The sequence below is a fragment of the Kytococcus sedentarius genome, from assembly GCF_041937525.1.
GTDB classification, from domain to species: Bacteria; Actinomycetota; Actinomycetes; order Actinomycetales; family Dermatophilaceae; genus Kytococcus; species Kytococcus sedentarius_A.
Genome location: NZ_CP169391.1, coordinates 1,649,943 through 1,670,613, shown reverse-complemented (window position 1 = coordinate 1,670,613; position 20,671 = coordinate 1,649,943). Strand labels below are relative to the sequence as shown.

At 74.1% G+C, this 20,671-nt stretch carries 17 protein-coding genes; 4 read left to right on the top strand and 13 right to left on the bottom strand.

Annotation, left to right across the window (positions count from 1 at the left end; translation table 11 throughout):
• Positions 1-21: 21 nt before the first annotated feature.
• Together ACEY2A_RS07670 and ACEY2A_RS07665 are read left to right on the top strand one after the other, a co-directional pair.
• Entirely contained in the window at positions 22-1,281 is a 1,260-nt protein-coding gene (locus tag ACEY2A_RS07670) for an MFS transporter (protein WP_374928014.1), read from the top strand.
• 7 nt (positions 1,282-1,288) lie between these two features.
• The gene (locus tag ACEY2A_RS07665) at positions 1,289-3,019 is read left to right on the top strand and encodes an FAD-binding dehydrogenase (protein ID WP_374928013.1); all 1,731 of its coding nucleotides are present in this window, start codon (positions 1,289-1,291) and stop codon (positions 3,017-3,019) included.
• Here ACEY2A_RS07665 and ACEY2A_RS07660 read toward each other — a convergent pair.
• The 8 genes from ACEY2A_RS07660 to ACEY2A_RS07625 all read right to left on the bottom strand — a co-directional run bounded on the left by ACEY2A_RS07660 (position 3,003) and on the right by ACEY2A_RS07625 (position 12,016).
• The gene (locus ACEY2A_RS07660) at positions 3,003-3,728 is read right to left on the bottom strand and encodes an ABC transporter ATP-binding protein (protein ID WP_374928012.1); all 726 of its coding nucleotides are present in this window, start codon (positions 3,726-3,728) and stop codon (positions 3,003-3,005) included. The genes ACEY2A_RS07665 and ACEY2A_RS07660 overlap by 17 nt on opposite strands.
• Positions 3,725-4,669 (bottom strand): ATP-binding cassette domain-containing protein, encoded by a 945-nt coding sequence (locus tag ACEY2A_RS07655; protein WP_374928011.1) that lies wholly within the window; start codon positions 4,667-4,669, stop codon positions 3,725-3,727. Before ACEY2A_RS07655 ends, ACEY2A_RS07660 begins: the two co-directional genes overlap by 4 nt.
• A gap of 89 nt (positions 4,670-4,758) precedes the next feature.
• Positions 4,759-5,592: an ABC transporter permease gene (locus ACEY2A_RS07650; RefSeq protein WP_374928010.1), complete on the bottom strand. Its 834-nt coding sequence runs from the start codon at positions 5,590-5,592 to the stop codon at positions 4,759-4,761.
• Positions 5,585-6,538, bottom strand: a complete 954-nt coding sequence (locus ACEY2A_RS07645; RefSeq protein ID WP_374928009.1) for an ABC transporter permease — start codon at positions 6,536-6,538, stop codon at positions 5,585-5,587. The genes ACEY2A_RS07650 and ACEY2A_RS07645 overlap by 8 nt, the downstream gene beginning before the upstream one ends.
• A gap of 28 nt (positions 6,539-6,566) precedes the next feature.
• On the bottom strand, positions 6,567-8,213 hold the full coding sequence (locus tag ACEY2A_RS07640) for an ABC transporter substrate-binding protein (RefSeq protein WP_374928008.1): 1,647 nt from the start codon (positions 8,211-8,213) through the stop codon (positions 6,567-6,569).
• Positions 8,214-8,238: 25 nt separating this feature from the next.
• Positions 8,239-10,020 (bottom strand): BCCT family transporter, encoded by a 1,782-nt coding sequence (locus tag ACEY2A_RS07635; protein ID WP_374928007.1) that lies wholly within the window; start codon positions 10,018-10,020, stop codon positions 8,239-8,241.
• Between the two features lie 182 nt (positions 10,021-10,202).
• Positions 10,203-10,880 (bottom strand): response regulator, encoded by a 678-nt coding sequence (locus ACEY2A_RS07630; protein ID WP_374928006.1) that lies wholly within the window; start codon positions 10,878-10,880, stop codon positions 10,203-10,205.
• Entirely contained in the window at positions 10,877-12,016 is a 1,140-nt protein-coding gene (locus tag ACEY2A_RS07625; RefSeq protein ID WP_374928005.1) for a sensor histidine kinase, read from the bottom strand. The genes ACEY2A_RS07630 and ACEY2A_RS07625 overlap by 4 nt, the downstream gene beginning before the upstream one ends.
• A gap of 173 nt (positions 12,017-12,189) precedes the next feature.
• Between ACEY2A_RS07625 and ACEY2A_RS07620 the strand changes: the two genes are divergently transcribed.
• Positions 12,190-13,179 (top strand): FtsX-like permease family protein, encoded by a 990-nt coding sequence (locus ACEY2A_RS07620; protein ID WP_374928004.1) that lies wholly within the window; start codon positions 12,190-12,192, stop codon positions 13,177-13,179.
• 8 nt (positions 13,180-13,187) lie between these two features.
• Complete coding sequence (locus ACEY2A_RS07615; protein ID WP_374928003.1) at positions 13,188-13,982, top strand: ABC transporter ATP-binding protein; 795 nt, start codon at positions 13,188-13,190, stop codon at positions 13,980-13,982.
• A gap of 12 nt (positions 13,983-13,994) precedes the next feature.
• Here the strand turns inward: ACEY2A_RS07615 and ACEY2A_RS07610 are convergent, their stop codons facing one another.
• The 5 genes from ACEY2A_RS07610 to ACEY2A_RS07590 all read right to left on the bottom strand — a co-directional run bounded on the left by ACEY2A_RS07610 (position 13,995) and on the right by ACEY2A_RS07590 (position 20,459).
• Complete coding sequence (locus ACEY2A_RS07610) at positions 13,995-14,990, bottom strand: P1 family peptidase (protein WP_374928002.1); 996 nt, start codon at positions 14,988-14,990, stop codon at positions 13,995-13,997.
• 24 nt (positions 14,991-15,014) lie between these two features.
• The gene (locus tag ACEY2A_RS07605; RefSeq protein WP_374928001.1) at positions 15,015-17,900 is read right to left on the bottom strand and encodes an FtsX-like permease family protein; all 2,886 of its coding nucleotides are present in this window, start codon (positions 17,898-17,900) and stop codon (positions 15,015-15,017) included.
• Positions 17,897-18,613 carry an ABC transporter ATP-binding protein gene (locus ACEY2A_RS07600; protein ID WP_374928000.1) on the bottom strand — a complete coding sequence of 239 codons (717 nt, stop codon included), beginning with the start codon at positions 18,611-18,613 and terminating at the stop codon, positions 17,897-17,899. Before ACEY2A_RS07600 ends, ACEY2A_RS07605 begins: the two co-directional genes overlap by 4 nt.
• Entirely contained in the window at positions 18,610-19,227 is a 618-nt protein-coding gene (locus ACEY2A_RS07595) for a PadR family transcriptional regulator (protein WP_374927999.1), read from the bottom strand. The genes ACEY2A_RS07600 and ACEY2A_RS07595 overlap by 4 nt, the downstream gene beginning before the upstream one ends.
• A gap of 254 nt (positions 19,228-19,481) precedes the next feature.
• Positions 19,482-20,459, bottom strand: a complete 978-nt coding sequence (locus ACEY2A_RS07590; RefSeq protein ID WP_374927998.1) for an NAD(P)H-quinone oxidoreductase — start codon at positions 20,457-20,459, stop codon at positions 19,482-19,484.
• Positions 20,460-20,671: the final 212 nt, after the last annotated feature.

Below are 20,671 nucleotides of genomic sequence, written 5' to 3'. Positions count from 1 at the left end.
CCGGCGAAGTACCCTCGCGGCGTGCCTGTCTCCACCGACCGTCCGACCTCCCGCCCGCAGGGGCTGTTCACCCGCTCGTACGTCCTGATGCTGGTGGGCATCGTCGGCGGGTTCCTCAACTTCGCCCTGCTGCTGCCCGTCGTCCCGGTCTGGGCCGAGCGCCACGGTGCCTCCTCGGCCGGTGTGGGCGCCACCACCACCGTGATGATGGCGGCGTGCGTCCTGGGCCAGGTGGGCATGCCCTGGCTGCTGCGCACCTTCGGCTTCGTGAAGCCCTACGTGGCGGGCCTGGTGCTGATGGGCGCCCCGGCGCTGTTGTTGCCCTGGGCGTCGGCGCTCGAGGGGGTGTACGCCATCCAGGCGGTGCGTGGCCTCGGGTTCGGCGCGGTGGTGGTGGCCGGTTCGGCGCTCGCGGCCTCATTGGCCCCGCCGCGGCTGCGCGGCCGGGCGGTGGGCATGTACGGCGTGGCCATCGCCGCGGCGCAGATCCCGGCGCTTCCGGCGGGCATCCCCCTGACGCACTCCATCGGCTGGATGTCGGTCTTCCTCCTGGCCGGTGCCGTGGCCCTGCTGGTGGCCCCCCTGGCCGCGGGCATCCGGGAGACGGCCGGCGACGCGGACGGAGCGCCCGCCGAGGGTGCGGGCGCCCCGGTGACCGACCGCTCCCGCCCGTGGCCCACGCCCGCGGTGGTGCTCTTCGCCACCTCCCTGGCCTACGGCGCCGTGGGCACCTTCCTGGGCATCGGCCTGCAGGACGCCACGGCCGTGTTCTGGGCCCTGCTGGTGGTGTCCGCGGGCCAGATGGTGGGCCGGGCGTGGGCCGGCGCGTTCAGCGACCGCCGGGGGGTGGGTGCCCTGCTGGCGCCGATGACGGGCCTGGCCGTGGTGGGCATCGTCCTGCTGGCGACCGCGATGACGGAGCCCGCCGACCTGCCCGGCTGGCTGCCGGAGGTGCTGGCCGCAGACCAGACGGCCGTGCTCGGGGCGGCGCTCTTCGGCATCGGCTTCGGTGCCCTGCAGAACGACACCTTCGTGCTCATGATCGAGCGTGCCGGGGCGGCCCGTCTGGGGACGGCGTCCACGGTCTGGAACGTGGGCTACGACGCCGGGACCGGCCTGGGGCCCATCGTCGTGGGGGCGATGGCGGGCCTCACCGGGCTGGCCGGTGGCTTCGGCGTGCTGGGCACGGTGGCCCTGGTGACGCTGCCGGTGGCGCTGGCCCTCGGGGTCGCCGAGGCGCGTGCCCGGCGCACTGGGCAGGGGTCCGTCACCGCTGCATGATGGGGCCATGCGCCCCGATGCCGTGAGCCCGCCCCCCGCTGTCGACCCACCGGGGGGTCTCCCCGGGCCCGGCGCCGATGCGGGGGACGGCACCCCCGCCGGTGACGAGGTCATCGTGGTGGGCCACGGCCTGGCGGGCCTGGTGGCGGCCACCGAGCTGCTGGCCGCCGGCCGGCGGGTCGCCCTGCTGGATGCGGAGGGGCCGCAGGACCTGGGGGGCCAGGCCTGGTGGTCCTTCGGTGGGCTCTTCCTGGTGGACAGCCCCGAGCAGCGGCGACTGCGGGTGCGCGACTCGGCGGAGCTCGCCTGGGCGGACTGGGAGCGCACCGCCGGGTGGGACCGGGAGACCGACGACTGGGGGCGCCGCTGGGCCCGCGCCTACGTGGAGTGGGCCGCCGGGGGGAAGCGGACCTGGCTGCGCCGGCACGGCATCCGCCTGTTCCCTGTGGTGGGCTGGGCCGAGCGGGGTGACAACCGCGGACCGGGGGTGGAGAACACCGGGCCGGGCAACTCGGTGCCGCGCTTCCACATCACCTGGGGCACGGGGCCGGGGCTGGTGGAGCCCTTCGCCCGCGCCGTGACCGAGGCCGTCGATGCGGGCCGCGCCCGGCTGCTGCACCGCCACCGGGTGACGGAGCTGCTCACCGAGGGTGGCCGGGTGGTGGGGGTGTCCGCGGACGTGCTGGCCCCCGACGGGTCCGAGCGCGGCGCGCCCTCCAGCCGGGAGGTCGTCGGCCACGTGGAGCTGCGGGGCGAGGCGGTGGTCCTGGCCACCGGCGGCATCGGCGGTGACGGCGACCGGGTGCGGGCGCAGTGGCCTGCCCGGCTCGGCACCCTGCCGGATGACGTGCTGCACGGCGTGCCGGCGCACGTGGACGGCTCCGGGGTGGAGGTGGCCCGGGCCGTCGGCGCCGCCACCGTGAACGCCGACCGCATGTGGGCCTACACCGAGGGCCTTGCCAACCACGCGCCCGTGTGGCCGCTGCACGGCATCCGCATCCTGCCCGGGCCCAGCTCGCTGTGGTTGGACTCCACGGGTCACCGGCTGCCGGTGCCGCTGTATCCCGGGGCGGACACGCTGGGCGCCCTGCAGCACCTGCAGCAGGCGGGCTCGGAGTACTCCTGGTTCGTGGCCAACCGCCGCATCATCGGCAAGGAGTTCGCGCTCTCGGGCAGCGAGCAGAACCCGGACCTCACCGGCCGGTCCGTGCGCCAGGTGATCGGGCGGGTGCGGGTGGACGTGCCGGCGCCGGTGCAGCGCTTCGTGGACGCGGGCCTCGACGTGGTGCAGGCCGACGAGCTGGAGGTGCTGCTGGACCGGATGGAGGCCCTGACCGGGGACGCCCTGGACCGCGACGCCGTGCGCGCCGCGGTGGACGCCCACGAGGACGAGGCCGACCCGCAGCGTGCCCGCCTCCGTGACGCGCGCGGCTACCTGGGGGACCGACTGGTGCGCACCGTGCCCCCGCATCGACTCACCGACCCGGCGGCGGGTCCACTGGTGGCCTTCCGTCTGCGCGTGCTGACCCGCAAGACCCTGGGCGGCCTGCTCACCGATCTGGACGGCCGCGTGCTCGATGCGCAGGGGCAGCCGGTGCCGGGCCTGTTCGCCGCCGGGGAGGCCACCGGCTTCGGCGGCGGGGGAGTGCACGGCTACCGCTCGCTGGAGGGCACCTTCCTGGGCGGCTGCCTGTTCACCGGCAGACGGGCCGCGGCGGGCGTCATCGCACAGCGCTGAGCCCCGCCAGGGGCAGCACCCGGTCGTCCGGCCCCGAGCACCACGCGGCGAGCAGCTCGGCGTCGTGGCTGATGGTGAGCACCGTCAGCCCCTGCTCGGCCCGTTCCCGCAGCATCGCCACCACCGATGCGGTGGTCGCCGGGTCGAGCATGGCGGTCACCTCATCGGCCAGCAGCACCGTCGGCTCGGCGATGAGGGCGCGCCCCAGCGCCGCCCGCTGCAGCTGACCGTCGGACACGGCCGCCGGGCGCCGGCGCAGCAGGTCCGGGGTGAGACCCACCGTCTCGGCCATCGCGTCCACCGCCTCACGCACGGCGGCGGCGCGGCCCGGGGCGCGCCGGCCGGAGGACGCGCCGTCCCCGCCGGGCCGACCGCGCTGCAGCTCCAGCGGCTCGGCGATGGCCTGCCGCAGGGTCATCCGCGGGCTCACCGAGCGGCGGGGCGACTGGAAGAGCATGGCCACCCCCTGCGCCGGCCGGCCGGGGCGCAACTGCTGCCCGACCGCCTCCACGGTGCCCGCGCTCGGCGTCACCAGGCCGGCGACCACCCGGCACAGCGTGGACTTGCCCGCCCCGTTGGGCCCGGTGACGGCCGTGGTCGTCCCCGGCGCCAGTGTGAGCGACAGGTCGCGCAGCACCTCCGGCGCACCGGGCTCAGGGGCCGCGGTGACGCCGGTCAGTCGTACGGTCGGCCTCGTCAGGTCGTTCACCGGGCGCCCCCTGCCAGCCGCTCGTCCACGGACGGGGGAGTCACCGCATCGAGCAGGGACGGCGGTGCGCCGGGGATGGGGTGCAGGCCGTGCCGCGGCAGGGCGGCCACCAGGGCGCGCGTGTACGGGTGGCGGGTCGCCGGGTCGGGGCGGTCCAGCGCGCCCGGGTCGGCCAGCAGCAGGTCTGCCGGTCCGTGGTCCACCACCTGCCCGGCGTACATCACCGAGACCTCGTCCACCCGCCCTGCACGGGCCCCCAGGGAGGCGAGGTCGTGGGTGATGAGCAGCACGGCCGCCCCGTCGTCGGCGGCCTCACGCAGCAGGTCGAGCACGGCCTCGCGGCTGTCGACGTCCAGGCTGGCCGTGGGCTCGTCGGCCAGGAGCACCGCCGGCCGGCCCACCGTGGCCAGCACGGAGGCCACGCGTGCCGCCATGCCGCCGGAGAGCTGGTGCGGGTACAGCCGCGCCACCCGCTCGGGCAGCCCCAACCGGTCCAGGTGCCGCGCCACCAGGGCCTGCAGCGACCGGCCGCGCAGCCCGTGGGCGTCGGCCGAGAGGGCCTGCAGGGTCTCGGCCACCTGCGGGCCCACCCGGCGGGTGGGGGTCAGCAGGGTGGCGGCCGACTGTGGCACCAGCCCCACGTGGTGCCCCCGCAGGTGCTGCCAGGCGGCCTCGTCGCCGGGGTCCACCGTGTGACCGGCGATCTCCACCCGTCCGTCCACGTGGGAGCCCGGGGGCAGCAGACCGATGAGGGCGCTGGCAAGGATGGACTTGCCGCACCCGGACTCGCCCACCAGGGCGTGGACGCGGCCGGCGTACAGGTCGAGGTCCACCTCGTGGGCGGCGTGCACCCACGATCGGCCGGCGGAGACGGGCAGGCGGACGGAGAGTCCGGACACGCGGGCGGCGGGCGCGGCGGCCCCCTCTGCCGTCGCGATCACCGCCCGCGTGGGTTCGGGGGTCCTGAGTGAAGCGGGATGGATGGCAGCGGGATGGGTGGCAGCGGGCTTCCTCGATGCGGGGCGCCGGCTCATGCGGGCACCTCCGCCCGCTCCGGGGCGTCCACCGCGCGCAGCGACCCGGTGAGTGCCTGCCCCACGCCACCGACCGCCAGCGTGGTCAGGGCCAGTGCGAGGCCGGGGGCCAGCAGCGACCACCAGGCCCCCAGCAGCACGTCGGAACGGGCCTGCGCCAACAGCGTCCCCAGGGAGGCCTCGGTGGGCTGCAGGCCCACACCGAAGAAGCTCAGGGTGGACTCGTGGAAGACCGCGTGAGGGAGCAGCAGCATCACGGCCACCAGGGCCTGTGGCAGGGCGGCCGGCACCAGGTGCTGGCGCAGCACCTGCCACCGGGTGGCGCCGGCCAGCCGGGCGGCGTCCACGTACTGGGAGCGCCGCACGGCCAGGGCCTCCGCGCGCACCAGGCGGGCCACCGTGGGCCAGTGGGTCAGGGCGATGGAGGCCACGATGGCCACCACGGAGCCCGGGTACATGGCCACCACCACCAGGCCCAGCACGAGGTGCGGCAGGGCGGCCACCGCATCGCCCGAGCGCATGAGCACCGCGTCGGCCCAGCCACCCAGCGAGGCGGCCGCGGCCCCCACGAGCACGCCGATGAGCACGCTGCCCAGAGCCGCCAGGGTGGCGATGGCCAGGCTCACCCGCAGCCCCTGCGCCACGCGGACCAGCAGGTCCCGCCCGGCGTGGTCGGTGCCGCCCCAGTGCGCCCACGACGGCGCCTCCAGGGCGCGCCCCAGGTCGATGCCGGAGTCGATCACCCACGGCCCGGCCAGGGCGAACAGCACGAGTGCGGCCAGGGTGCCGGTGGCCAGGCGTCCGGCGGGGGTGCGGGTCAGCTCACGCATCGATCTCCACCCTCGGGTCCAGCGCCATGTGCAGCGCGTCGGCGGCCCAGGAGCCCAGCAGCACCAGCACCGTGGTGAGGGTGGTGAGCGCCGCCAGCAGCGGGAAGTCCAGCTCCAGGGCAGCGTCCACCATCGCGCTGGCCACCCCCGGCCAGGCGAAGACCTCCTCCACGATCACGGCGCCCACCACCAGCTCCGGCAGGCGCAGGCCCACCAGGGTGGCCACCGGGATCAGCGCCGGCGGCACCACGTGCCCGCGGCGGATGGTGCGGGGCGACAGGCCGCGCGCCCGGGCGCCGCGCACCGCATAGGAGGCCGTGGTCTCGACCACCGACTCGCGCGCCGCGAGCACCAGCCAGGGCAGCTGGGACAGCGCGAGCACGACCACCGGCAGGGTGGCGTGGCGGACGAATCCCGATGCGGTGACCGCCTCACCCGGGCGACCCATACCGCCCGAGGGGAGCAGTCCCCAGGCCACGGCGAAGAGCAGGATGCCCACCATGGCCACCACGTAGGGCGGCAGCGCCTGCAGCACCAGCGCGGTGCCGCTCACCAGCCGGCCCCACCAGGAGCGGGGTCGCAGTCCCGCGGCCACACCCCCGGCCAGCCCCAGCACGAGGGCCAGCGCCATGGCGGGCAGGGTCAGCAGCACCGTCCAGCCCACCCGCTCGGCCAGCACGTCGGTCACCGGCTGCCGGAAGACGCGGGAGAAGCCCAGGTCGCCGCGCAGCAGGTCCGTCAGCCACCACCACCAGGCCTGCCACCAGGGGGCATCGGTGCCGGCCGCCCGGCCGATCACCTCGCGCTGTTCGGGCGTCATGCGCTGGTAGCGGTCGCCGAGCATGGCCTCCAGGGGGTCCAGCGGGCTGGCGGCGGCCAGCGCGAACACCGCCACCGACACCACCAGGGTCACCGGCACCGCCCAGGCGAGGCGGCGCGCGGTCATGCGACCGATGCGGCTCAGCGCCACGAGGTCACTTCCACGCCCCCACGTTCCACCACGGGCCCCAGGCCACGCTGTGCGCGTGGGGCTCCACCACCAGGTCACCGGTGGAGTAGCCGTGCGCGTCGTGCACGTAGGTGTGCTCCAGGAAGGTCAGGTAGACCCCGTTCGGGTCCTTCGCCACCTCCTGCTGCACCTGCCGGTAGAGCTCGTCGCGCGCCTCGGCGTCCGTCTCCGTGCGGGCCTGCTCCAGCAGCTCGTCCAGCTGGTCGCTGCCCTGGCCGCCGGGGTTGTAGTAGAACGCGGCGCCCTCCAGCGGGGTGTGCACGGCGCTGAACACCTGGCTGTCGATGCTGTAGGGCTTGTCCCCACCGCCCAGCAGGATGGCGAGGTCCTCGTACTGGGGCTCGATCTCGTCCCAGGTCATGGCCTTCGTGCTGACGTCGATGCCCACCTTCTTGAGGTCCTCGGCGAAGGCGGTGGCCAGGTCGCGCCGCACCGAGTCCTTGGGGTCGTAGGCCACGGTGAACTCGGCGCGCTCGCCGTCCTTGGTGCGGATGCCGTCCTTGCCCGGCTTCCACCCGGCCTCATCCAGCATCTGCTCGGCCTTCTGGGGATCGTGCTCGAACTGCACGTCCTCGTAGGCGTCCCCGTAGATGGACGAGACCGGGGTGGCCGCCGGGGTGCCGTGGCCGCCCAGCACGGTGTCGATCATGGCCTGTCGGTCCACGGCGTGGTTCATGGCGATGCGGGTGGCGGGGTCCTGTGCGATGGCCGCCTTGGCCGGGAAGCTCACCCCGCGCCAGTCCGCGGTGGAGGCCGTGACCAGCTCGAGGTCCTCGGAGGCCTGCGCGGTGGACTCGGCCAGCTTGGGCGGCAGGATGGTGCCGTCGATCTCCCCGGTGCGGGCCTGCTGGGCGCGCGTCCCCTCATCGGGAACCCGGGTGATGGTCAGCTTCGGCACGGCGCCGGACTCGCCCCAGTAGTCGTCGAAGCGCTCCAGGGTGGCCTCGGTGGGCTCCAGGGAGGTCAGCCGCATCGGGCCGGTGCCCACGGGCTCACGGTTGAGGGAGGACTCGGTGGCGGGCCCCCCATCGAGCTTCTCCGAGGGGGCGATGCCCAGCAGCAGCCGGCTGGGGAAGTCCGCGTAGGCGTCCTTGAGGTGGAAGACCACCTCGTTGCCGTCGGCCTCCACCGACTCCAGCATGTCGTAGGCCCAGGCGACCTCGCTGGCCGATGCGGGGTCGAGCACCGCCTCGTAGGTGGCCACCACGTCCTCGGGGCCCAGCTCGGAGCCGTCGTGGAAGGTGACGTCCTCCCGGACGGGCACCCGCCAGGTGGTGAGGTCGTCCGAGGCGGTCGGGGCCTCGGTGGCGAGCGCGGGCTCGAGCTCGGGGAGCTGTTCGGGGTCGGTGCTCTTCAACCGCAGCAGACCCTCGTAGAGGGGGGTGCCGCCCTGCTCGCCGTACCCGGAGACCGGGTTGAACGCCCCGAGCTCCTCGGTGCCGGCCACCACCAGTGCGGGGTGGTCGCCCCCCTCGGCCGAGCCGTCGTCGCTGCCTCCGGACGTGTCACCGCCCCCGCCGGGTGCGGTGAGTCCGCACCCGGCGAGGGCGGTGGCGGTGATCGCCGTGCTGACGGCGAGGAGGCTGCGGCGGGGGATCCGGGAGGAGGTCACCCGCGCAGGTTATCTGATTGGTTGATCAGATGCGGCTGGAGCCCTCCGCCGCGTCCTGGGGGCGCGGTCCGTCGGGCTCGATGAGGTCGGCGTTCTCGTACGCCGCCGTCTCGGGGGCCGCGATGACGTGGCCGTCCTCCGTCGCGTAGTGGGGGTCGTACTCCACCTCGGAGGTGGCCCAGGCCTCGTCGCCCTCGTCGTGGCGACGCTCGACCTCCTCCGGCGGCAGCACCTTGCGCCAGCGCTTGGTGGCCAGCGGCAGCAGCTCGCCCGCATCCTCCTTCATGGCGCGGTTGAGGGCCCACATCATCAGGTAGCCCATCACGAAGAAGGGCAGGCCGACGATGGTGATGAACTCCTCCAGCGCCGTGATGCCCTTGTCGGGGTTCATCACCAGCAGCACGGTGGCCACGGCACCCACGGTGAGGGCCCAGATGGCGCGCTGGAAGACCGGCACGCGCTCGTCCTCGTCGTGACCGCGGGCCATGGAGTCCATGACCAGCGAGGCCGAGTCCATCGAGGTGACGAAGAAGATGGCCACGATGGCGATGGAGAAGACCGACATCACCGTGGTCATCGGGAAGTGCGCGAGGAACTCGAACAGGGCCACCTCGGCGCCGTCGTCGAGCACCGAGTCCACCAGCTCCTGACCACCCTCCTTGTTGAGGATGATGTCGAAGCTCGCGAAGCCGAAGATGCCGTACCAGATGATGGAGAAGCTCACCGGGGCCGCGAGCACGCCGAACACGAACTCACGGATGGTGCGACCGCGGGAGATGCGGGCGATGAAGATGCCCACGAAGGGCGACCAGGTGATGGTCCACGCCCAGTAGAAGATGGTCCAGCCGTTCTGCCAGCCGGGGTTGTCGTCGAAGGAGTCGTTCCAGAACGCCAGGTAGGGCAGGTTCTGGGCGTACAGACCGACGCCCTCGATGGTGCCGCGCAGCAGGTGCAGCGTCGGGCCGGAGATGAGCACGAACACCATCAGGAGCACGGCGGCCAGGATGTTGATGTTGGAGAGGACCTTGATGCCCTTCTCGAGGCCAGCGATGACCGAGGCCAGGGCGAGCAGGGTCACGACGCCCACGATGGCGATGATGCTCCAGGTGGTCTGGTCGATGCCCAGCACGGCGCTCAGGCCGGCGTTGATCTGCAGCGTGCCCAGCGCGATCGAGACGGCCACACCGAAGAGCGTTCCCACGATGGCGATGATGTCGATGGTCTTGCCGATGGGGCCGTGGATGCCCTTGTCACCCAGCAGCGGGTGGAACAGCGAGGACACCCGCGGGGGCAGGTTGCGCTGGTAGATGAAGTAGGCGAAGGCCAGCGAGGGCAGGGCGAAGATCGTCCAGGTGTGCAGGCCGAAGTGGTAGAGCGTGAAGCTCATGGCCTCGCGGGCTGCCTCGATGGTGCCGCCCTCCACGTCCGCCATGGGCGGGTTCGCGAAGTGGTTCACCGGCTCGGCCACACCCCAGAACATGAGGATGGTTCCGATGCCGGCGGCGAAGAGCATGGCGAACCAGGCCAGGAAGGCGTGCTCCGGGGGCTCGTCGTTCGGGGAGAGCCGGATGCGACCGAAGCGGCTCATGGCCGTGACGATGAGGTAGATCAGGAAGACCGTCACGCCCAGGATGTAGAACCACCCGAGGTTGTCCAGGATCCACCCGGAGCCGGTCGCGAAGGTGTCCGACATGAACGTCGGGAAGATCAGCGTCAGGACGACGAACGCCGCGGCGAAGAGGAACGATCCGAAGAAGATCGTCGGTGAGGTCCGCAGGCCCATCTTGTCGTGCAGTTTCTGCAACATGTGCGTGCCTTCTGGGTCGGGGTCAGCGCCGCGGACCCTCGGCGGTGCAGTGCTGCGGGGTGGTGCGTGACGCCCGGGCGCGACAGGACTGTGGCCCCACGGTAACGGCCCGGAGGGTTCAGGCAAGCCGGGGTCGCGGCACCGTGATGCTTCCGTGACCTGTGCGCAGAGGGGGCGCAGCGTCAGCCCAGCAGCCCCAGCTCGCGGGCGCGGCCGACCGCCGCCGTGCGGTTGGTGACGCCCAGGGAGGTGAACACGTGCACCAGGTGGGTCTTCACGGTGGCCTCGCCGATACCCAGCTCCCGTGCCACCTGCCGGTTGGTGAGCCCGCGCGCCACGCCCCCGAGCACCTCCAGCTCGCGCCCGGTCAGGGCTGGTGGGGCCGGCTCGATGGGGGTGCGCCGGCCGGTCACGAGGTGCGCGGCCGCCGCGGGGGCCAGGACGGTCTCCCCGCCGGCGGCCCGGGCGATGCCGTCGCGGAGCGTGGCCGGGGGTGCGTCCTTCAACAGGTAGCCGGAGGCCCCCGCCTCGACCGCGCGCAGGACGTCGTCCCCCGTGTCGTGGGCGGTGAGCACCAGCATCGGCGTGCTCACCCCGAGCCCCCGCAGGCTCTGGATGAGCGCTGCGCCGTCGGGTCCGGGGCCCAGGTGGAGGTCCACCACCACGACGTCCACGGGGGACCCGGCCAGCGGACCCCCGGTGCCGGTGAGCACCGAGAGGGCCTCGTCGGCGGAGCCCGCCTCGGCGGCCACCTCGATGGCGCCGGTGGCGCTGAGCACCGCGGTGAGCCCCGCGCGGACCACGGGGTGGTCGTCCACGAGCACCACGCGCAGCGGGCGACGGCGGTCCTGACCGGTCATGCGGGCACCTCCACCACCAGGCGCGTGCCCCCTCCGGCGGGGGACTCCAGCGAGAACCTCCCGCCCAGGTCGTGGGCCCTGTCACGGGTGCCGGCCAGCCCGGTGCCGCGCCCGGTCGTGGGTGCGACCGCACCCACGGTGGCGCCGCCCTCGCCGTCGTCGCGGACCTCCAGGCGCACCGCATCGTCGGTGAAGGTCAGGTGCACCCACGCGCGGGTGGCGCCTGCGTGCTCGGTGACGTTGCCCAGGGCCCCCTGCGCGATGCGGAGGAGCCCCACCTCGGTGGCCGTGGGCAGCTCGCGTGCGGTGCCGGTCTGGCTGAAGGTGGTGGGTGGCTCCACGACGCCCGCGGCGGCGTTGCGCAGCGCGTCCGCCAGGGTGCGGCCGGGTTCGCGGCGCAGCGCCTCGACCACCCGCCGCGACTCCGCGAGCCCGTCGGCCGCCACCTCCTCGATGCGGGGGAGCACCTCGTGGGTGCCGCCCCCCGCGCGGGTGAGCAGCAGCACCGAGGTGAACGACTGCACCACGGTGTCGTGCAGGTCGCGGGCGATGCGGTGGCGTTCGGCCAGGGCGCCGGCCTGGGCGTGGGCGGTGGCGAGCTCCTCCCGGGTCTCGCGCAGCTCGGCCAGCAGCCGCGCCCGGGCCTCGGACTCCCGCCGCAGCCGCGTCATGGTCCATGCGCCCACGATGCAGGCGGCGGCCGCCAGGGCGGGGCCCAGCACGCCGCCCCACCGACCGTCGTCCTGTGCCAGCTCCACCACGCCCACCACGCCGGTGAGCACCAGCACCGCGGGCACGGCCACGAGCAGGGGCAGGTGCATCAGCCACAGCAGGAACAGGGGGAAGGCCACCCAGGCGAAGGCCTCGTGGGTGGTCATCAGTGCTGCCCAGCCCCCGCTCAGCGCACCCAGCCACAGGGCCGCGGGCAGCCGCGGGGCCAGCGGGGTGGAGTCGCGGACGGTGCGGGTCAGCAGGCCGCCCAGGGCCAGCCACCAGACGCTGCTGGCCACGAGGAAGGTCCAGTTGGGGAGGCCCACGGCGGAGCCGTCGCCGGGGCGGGCGCCCGACCGCCAGGTGGCCAGCGCCAGCAGGCCCAGCAGCAGGGCGCCGGCGAGCAGGCGGGCGACGCGGTCCATGGCCCCACCGTAGGGCGTCGGGCCGCCTCCGGTCGGCGCTGCCGGGTCCATCGTTCGGTGGAGGAGCCCCCCATCAGGTGGGTGATGTCGCACCCCCTGCGCGCGCGGTCAACTGGTCAGGACCCCGCGTCAGGAGCACCGACGGTGCCGGGGGTCGACAGGTTGGAGGGACGATGTTCGTGGCATTGCGCGACGCGTGGTTCGCGCGGGGACGGTTCGCGGTGATGGGGCTCGTGGTGGCCCTGGTCGCCCTGTTGGTGGTGGCCCTCAGCGGGTTGACCGCCGGGCTCGGGGCGCAGAGCGTCTCGGCGCTGCGGGAGCTGCCCGGCGACCGGGTGGTCGTGGCCGAGCCGGCCGAGGGGGACTCCGTGGAGCTCACCCGCAGCCAGCTCTCGGCCGAGCAGGTGGGCGACGACCAGGCGCACGCGCTCGGCATCGCGACCGGGCGCATCGACACCGGCACCGGCACCGAGACCGTCAGTGTCTTCGGGGTGGACCCGGACGGGCCGCTGGCCGCGGCCGCAGGTGACTCCCTGGTCAGCGGGGCGACGGTCGGTGGGTCGGGGACCCTGGAGGGGGTGTCCCCGGACGACACGCACCTGTCCTTCAACCACATGCCGGTGGTGTGGGTGCCGCTGGACGTGTGGCGCGAGCTGCCGATGGCCACCGGTTCCGAGGCCACCGCCCTGGTGGTCCCCGGTGAGGGCCCCACGGCGGCCGGGACGACCTCGCTCTCGCGGTCGGACGCGCTGCAGGCCGTGGGCTCCTACTCCTCCGAGCAGGGCTCGCTGCAGCTCATCCAGGGGCTGCTGCTCGTGGTCTCGGCCGTGGTGGTCAGTGCCTTCCTCACCGTCTGGACCATCCAGCGCACCGGCGACCTGGCCGTGATGCGGGCGCTGGGCGCCACCCGTCGGACGCTGGTGGGCGACGTGCTGACGCAGGGCCTGCTCCTGCTGCTGGTCGGTGGGGGCGTCGGGGCGCTGGTCGCCACCGGCCTGGGGGCCTGGGTGCTGGCCACCGACGCCGTCCCGTGGGCGCTGACCCCCACCACCACCGTGCTGCCCTGGCTGCTGCTGGTGGCCGCCGGGCTCGTGGGCGCCGCCCTGGCCGTGCGCCGTGTCCTGACCATTGACCCCGCTCTCGCCCTGGAGGGAACCCGATGAGCCTCGAGATGACCGATGTGACCGTGACCTTCCCCGACGGCGCCGGGGTGCGCCACGTGCTGGACGGGCTGGACCTGTCCGTGGCGCCCGGGGAGATCGTCGCGCTGACCGGCCCCAGCGGGTCCGGCAAGTCCACCCTGTTGGCCGTGGCCGGGCTGCTGCGCCACCCCGATGCGGGCAGTGTGCGCCTGGGGGGCCGCGAGTGCGGCGACCTCTCCTCGGCCCGCCGCGATGCGGTGCGCCGTGAGCTGGTGGGGCTGGTGTTCCAGCAGGCCAAGCTGCTGCCCGCCCTGACCGCCCTGCAGCAGTTGGAGCTGGTGGCCCGGCTGCGGGGCGCGCGTGGCGGCGACCTGCGGGAGGCCAGGGAGCGAGCCTCCTCGCTGCTGGGTGAGCTGGACCTGGCCGACGTGGCCGGTCACCGCCCGCACCAGCTCTCCGGTGGGCAGCAGCAGCGGGTGGCGTTGGCGCGAGCGCTCATGGGCGACCCGACGGTGCTGCTCGTGGACGAGCCGACCTCGGCCCTGGACCCGGCGCGTGCCGGGGAGGTCTTCGAGCGTCTGGCAGGCATTGCCCGGGAGCACGACGTGGCCACCCTGGTGGTGACCCACGACGAGCGTCACCTGGGGCTCATGGACCGCGTGCTGACCATGGATTCCGGCCGGGCCGTTCCGGCGGACTCCGTCGGGGAGTGGATCGCCACACCGGCGCCGGGGGCGGGCAGTGTGGTGACCGGGCGCCCCGCGGACCGTGCAGCGGCCGCTGTGGCCGACCGACCTGTGGGGGCCTCGCTCCTGACGGTCTGACCCGATCGGGCGTCAGCCGTGGCGGCGGGAGACCGCGTCCTCGATGGCGCGGGTGAGTGCGGTCGCGGCGGCCTGTTGCGCGGCCAGCAGCACCGCGGTGGCCTCCACCGGGTCGGTCGGGAGGGACCGTGTCCCCGTGGCCAGGCCGAACACCACGTCGCCGTCCACCAGGCTGTGCACCGGGTCCAGCGCCCGGGCCATGCCTGCGTGGGCGGCGCGGCACACGGCCTCGGTCTGGGCGACGGTCAGGGCCAGGTCGGTGGCGATGACGGCCAGCGTGGTGTTCGTGCCGGGGCCGGGGGCGCCCGGGTGGGTGGGGGCGTCACCGATCACGCCGGTCGTCTCCACCGGGTCGCACAGGTCGGCGGGGTCCACGGTGACCGGTGTGCCGTGGGCGTTCACCGCGACCAGGGCGCCCACCACGGCGCCAGGCGACCGGTCTGCACCCGGGACGCTCCCCGCATCGAGTCGCACCGATGCGGTGCCCAGCCCGCCCGGGCGGGTCGCGCCCATGACGCGCGCGCCCGTGCCGGCGCCCACCCGGCCGCGCGTGACCGGGGCGTGTTCGGCGCTCGCGGCAGCGTCCTCGATGGCGGCGCGCCCCATCGCGGCGTCGGGACGGGTGGGGTGCCCGTCGGAGTCGCGGGCTGACCCGCCGCGGGCCAGGTCGTACAGGGCGGCGCCGGGCACGATGGGGACGATGCCGCCCGGGGTGGCGAACCCGCGGCCCTGCTCCTCACACCACAGCTGCGCGCCGGTGATGGACGCCAGGCCGAAGGCGGAACCGCCGGTGAGCACCACCGCATCGACGGTGGGGACCAGGCTGGCCGGTGCGAGGGCGTCGGTCTCGTGGGTGGCCGGCCCACCCCCGCGCACGTCGACGGCGCCGACGGTGCCCGGCGGGGGAAGGACGACGGTGACGCCCGTGCACCAACCGTCCCCGGTCCGCTGGCTGTGGCCGATGCGGAGGCCGGGGACGTCGGTGATGCTGCCGGGGGAGGGGTCCATGGCCCCGACCCTACGGGCGGGTGGTCACGGGCGGCGGCGCACCGTCATCACCGGGTGGGCCGGCACCAGCAGGCGGGCTGCCAGCGCGGCGAGGGCGATGGCACCGAGCAGCACAGGCACCAGCCACCAGTCCGGCCAAGTGATGGAGCGAGGTGCGCCGATGGCCACCGACACCATCCGGGAGAGCGCCACACCCGGCACCAGCCCCACGAGGCAGCCGATGACCACCCCCAGCCCCCCGGCCACGACCGCGTTCCAGACCGCCGAGTTGCGGCGCAGGCCCGTGGGGGCGCCCACCGCCGCCAGGCTGGCGTCGTCGGCCGCCGACTCGGACTGGCGCAGGGCGGCGCCGATGACGCTCGCGAGCACCATCAGCAGACCGAGCAGGCCGGCCAGGACCAGGGTCGCCCGCTGCGGCAGCGTGTTCGGGCCCTCCTCATAGGTCAGCAGCCAGCCCGGCGCGGCCTCGGCCACGTCGTCGGTGGTCTGTCGGCTGCCCAGGTTGGAGACGGCCGCCCAAGTTGGCTCCTCACTCGGCTGCAGCCCGAGTTCCCGGGCCCGCTCGGTGAGGATCACTGCGTGGCCGAGGGATGCTGGCCACACGTCCCGGTGGTGGCTGGCCACCTCGACCTCGGGCATGGTGACCGGGGGCAGCTCCAGGCGGGCGTCGGAGGACGCCTCGATCTCGCTCATCTCGGGGACGGCGAGCAGGTGGTCCGGCCCGGAGCCGCCCTCCCACAGGAAGGTGGTGGCCACCCGGCCGGCCAGCAGGTCCTCGCGCACCTCGGGGTGGACGCCCCAGTGCTCCAGGTCCTCGCGGTTGACCAGGGTCAGGTCGACCGACGGCAGATCGCCGTTGAGGTCCTCGCACCGCCACCCCATCTCCGGAATCGCCTCCGAGCCCTTGCGCAGCTGGGTGGTCAGGCCCTTCTCGAGGTTGTCCCGCCAGGCGGCGGCCGTGCACGCGCCACCGTTGAGGACGAGTCGTTCGGCGACCCGCCCGCCCGCGGCCTCGGCCTCGCGCCGCACGGCCTCGCCGGCGGGAGAGCCACTCACGCGGTCGTACACCTCCAGCACGTGGGCGCCGGGCGCAGCGCTGGCCACGGCGTCCTGCAGCTGGGTGACGCCGGAGGTGCCGTCCTCCTCGCCCGCTGGTGCCCTGTCCATGGCGTGGGCCCCACCCGGGGGTGCCTGGGACCGGTACTCGGCATCGAAGGTGGCCTGCACGGCGGGGCCCACCATCGCCACCGTCACCAGGGCCACGGTGGCCCCGACGATGGCGCCCACGGTGGGCACCGAGCGCATGCGCTGGCGCGTCAGGTCACGCAGAGCCAGCCGGGGGCCGGCGCTCAGGTGGCGCGCGACTCCCGAGGCGGCGTGGATCAGCCACGGCACCAGGAGCAGGCTGGAGATCACCAGCACCGCGAGGCTCAGGGCGAAGACCATGCCCTGCTCGTCGCTGGTGGGCTCGAGGGCCAGGACCACCGCGGCGCTCGCCCCGGCGAGGACCAGCCCGACGAGGGGCAGCGACCGGGCGGGTCGGCGCGTGGTGAATCCGGTGCGCAGTCCCGTCGCCACGTCGCTGCGGAGCAGCTTGAGAGCTGGGAACATGGCGCTCACGATCACTGCGAGCACGGCGGTGGCGAACACCCCCAGTAGGGGCAGCCAGGGAATCTCCAGGGGGCCGAAGGGGATCGCGGGCCACCGTGGGTCGGCGAACCGGACGGCCAGGACGCCCAGGCCCGTGCCCGCCACCACGGCGATCAGGGCCGTGATGACGCCCAGGACCAGCGCCTGGCCGGCGAGGTAGCGGGTGACCTGGCGGCGGGAGGCGCCGTTCGAGGCGAGCAGTGCCAGCGAGCGCCGCTGCCGGGCGTACCCCACGGCGAAGGCCGGCCCGGCCATGAGGCTGGCCTGCAGCAGGATCAGGGTCAGGGCGGTGGCACCCATGGCGATCGGCAGGGCGATGGACGCCCGGGGGAACTCGCCGCCGTGCAGCGCGGAGTACTGCGCGTCACCGGCCAGTGCGGCAGCGGACGGGTCGAGGATCTCGGCCCGCGAGGCCACCACCCACCCCCGTGCGTTGGCCCATTCGATGTCCTCCCAGCGCACAGGGCGGTCGCCGGTCACCACGAAGCCGTAGGCCCACGTCTGGCCGTCGACCTCCGGCGGCTCTGAGCCCCACGGGGGCACGATCTGCGTCTGCGCGTCCGCCACCGGGGTGCCGAGGGTGCCCGGGAGGGCCACAACCCAGGCGTAGTCGTACTCAGCCGGGTCCACCACGCCCACGACCCTGAGCTCGTCGGTGGGCTCGAGGGTCTCGCCGCCGGAGGTCCCCTCCGGGGTGACCGCGGCACCCAGGACACCCTCGGTGGGCAGGCCCTCGGCCACGCCGACCTCGGTGACCACGACCTCATCGGGGGTTCGCGGGTAGCGGCCCTCCTTGAGGGGTGCGATGTCGTGCAGCACCGGGTTGGTCAGGTCCAGGGCGAGCACGGACGAGACCTGACGGTGTTGCCCATCGACCCACAGCGAGAGATCCATGCCGTGGCCGCGGGCCACAGCGGTCCCTCCCAAGCGCTCGGCCACCTCGGCTGCGGATGCGGTGAGCGTGCGGTCGGAGGTGTCGGAGTGGTCGGAACCGTCGAGTGACTGCCCGCCGTACTCCTTGCCGTCGGGGCTGCCGCGGAGGGTGTGGGCCGGTGAGATGTAGGCCTGCCCCTGACCCATCTGGCTGGGGACGGCCTCCTGCGGCGTCGTGAGGATGGTGAACGTGACCACCAGCGAGGCCGCGATGAGCACCAAGGGGAGTGACACCATCGAGACGATGACGGCGCTGCGCCCCCAGCTGCGGCGGGCCTCGCGGGCGCCGACGCGCAGCGCGAGGCGCCAGTCGTTGAGCGCGCTCACCGGTACACCACCCCGGCGCCGGTGGAACTGATCTCGCGTCCGTCGAGCAGGCTGACCGTGCGGTCGGCCCACGCGGCGTGGCGGGCGTCGTGCGTCACCAGCAGCCCCGCTGCCCCCTCGTCGCAGCGCGCGCGGATGATGGCCATCACCTCGTCGCCGGTGTGGCTGTCCAGGGCGCCGGTGGGCTCGTCGGCGAGGATCAGTCGGCGATCCCCGATGAGGGCCCGCGCGATGGCGGCGCGCTGCCGCTGGCCGCCGGAGACCTGCTCACCGAAGCGGTCGCCCAGGCCCTCCAGACCCACCTCGGCGAGCACAGCGAGCGCCTGCTCGCGAGCGGCGGCCGGCCTCACCCCATCGAGCTCCAGGGGGAGCGCCACGTTCTCCGCCAGTGTGAGGGCGGGCAGCAGGTTGAGGTCCTGGAAGACGATGCCGATGCTGCGGCGCCGCAGGGCGGCCAGGGTGTCGGCCTTCAGGGTGGTCACCTCCACGCCGCCCACCTGCACGCTGCCCGAGTCGGGCCTGTCCAGCGTGCCGGCCACGTTGAGCAGCGTGGACTTGCCGCTGCCACTGGGGCCCATGACGGCCACGAGCTCGCCGGAGTGGATGTCGAGGTCCACGGCATCGAGGGCGACGACCAGCTCGTCGCCGGACCCGTGGGTCTTGGTGGCCCGGCGGATGCGGAGCACCACGTCGTCGTGGGTGGTGGTGGTCATCGGTGTCCTCCGGGGTTCCTGCGGTGCAGCGAGTTGGGTCGGTGGGCCAGGGCCGGGGAGCGGCGCAGGGCGATGGAGACGTGGTCGAGCCAGCGGATCTCGGCCTCGGCGGCGAAGATGAGCCGCTCCAGGACGAGGGAGTGGGCCAGGGCGGCGAGCTCGTCGCGGACGAATCGGTCGGGCTCGGGGTCCATCCGCTCGGCGCGGGCCGCATCGGCCTTGCGGCGGGTGAGGGCCTGCAGGTGGGCCATGGAGGCGGAGCGCTGGGTGCGGAGCACGGCCTCGGCGTCCACGTCCTCGAGGGTCACGGCCAGGGCGATCTTGATGGCCACCTCGGCGCGGGGGTTCTCGTCCAGCGCGGTGGGCTCGGCGAACCAGCGCTGCGCCTCGTCGCGGCCGGCTGCGGTGAGGCGGTAGGGGATGCGGCCGTCGCCGTCGGGGCCGCCGGCCTGCTCCACCAGGCCGTCGCGGACCAGGCGGTCCAGGGTCGTGTAGACCTGCCCGATGTTCAGCGGCCACGCGCTCTCGGTGCGGTCCTCGAACTCGGACTTCAGCTGCGCGCCGTACTTCTCGCCGTCGGCGAGGAGCGCCAGCAACCCGTGCTTGACCGACATCCTCTGCTCCTCCCTTCCCGGGGTGAATACCCGGTATGGGGAGGATCAGACCACGCGCATACCCGGTAGGTCAATACCCGGTATGTGCCGTGTCGATGGGGCGGGGCTGGGTGGGGTGAGGCGGCCCCCTCGCCTCGTGCCTCGCCCCCGCCCCGCCCCTTCAGCAAATTGGGCACCTGATGTGCCCGAGTGGTCGCGAATCCTCGTGTTCGGCGTCGAGACGGGAGCGTCAGGTGCCCAAATTGCCGGGTCGGTCAGAGCTCGAGCAGCACCTTGCCCACGTGCTGCGAGTCCTTCAGCACCTGGTGGGCCCGCTGTGCCTCGGCCAGCGGCAGCACCTCCTGCACCACGGGCCGGATCTCCCCGGCCTCGATGCGGGGCCACAGGTTCTCCCGCACGGCGGCCACGATGCGGGCCTTCTCCGCCCGCGGGCGACCACGCAGCGAGGTGGCCGCCACCGAGAGCCGGCGCTGCAGCATCCGCCCCAGGTCCAGCTCCGCGCTGCGTCCCCCCATCAGACCGATGATGACCAGCCGCCCGTCCTTCGCCAGGGCCTCGACGTTGCGGCCGAGGTACTCGCCGCCCATCAGGTCGAGGATCACGTCGGCGCCATCGTCGGTGGCCGAGCGCACCTCCTCGACGAAGTCGCTCTCCTTGTAGTTGATGAGCACGTCGGCACCGAGCTCGCGGCAGCGCTCGAGCTTCTCGGCCGACCCGGCGGTCACCGCCACGCGCGCGCCGAGGGCCTTGGCCACCTGGATGCCCATGGTCCCGATGCCGGAGGACCCGCCGTGGAGCAGGACGGTCTCCCCGGAGGTGAGGCGCCCCGCATCGACGAGGTTGGACCACACGGTGCAGGCGACCTCGGGCAGGGCGGCGGCGGTCACCAGGTCGATGCCGGCGGGCACCGGGAGGAGCTGCCCGGCGGGCACGGACACCTGCTCGGCGTAGCCGCCGCCGGCCAGGAGGGCGCACGCCTCGTCACCGACGGCCCAGTCGCCGGTGTCGCCGCTGCCCAGGGCGGCAATGCGGCCGCTCACCTCGAGGCCGATCAGCTCGCTCTCGCCGGGCGGCGGCGGGTACTTGCCCGAGGCCTGCACGAGGTCGGCGCGGTTGACACCGGCGGCCACCACGTCGAGGAGCACCTCCCCCTCGCCGGGGGTGGGGGAGTCGACCTCGGACAGGGTGAGTGCCGGCTTCTCGCCGGAGTCGTCGATCACGATGGCGCGCACGGGAACCTCCTGGAGTCGGTGACCTCGACCCTACGGCGGGTCTGTGGGGTGCGCGCGTTGCTCCCTCCTGTGGGTGGGTTGTCCACAGGTCGATGGGGTGAGCTTCCAGGCGGTGGGTGCTCGTCCACATGTTCTAGCGTGGGGTTGCGATGTACGATCGTTTGTACTAGGGTGAGGGGTAGTCGGTCAGGCAGGGGGCTTGGCCGTATCAC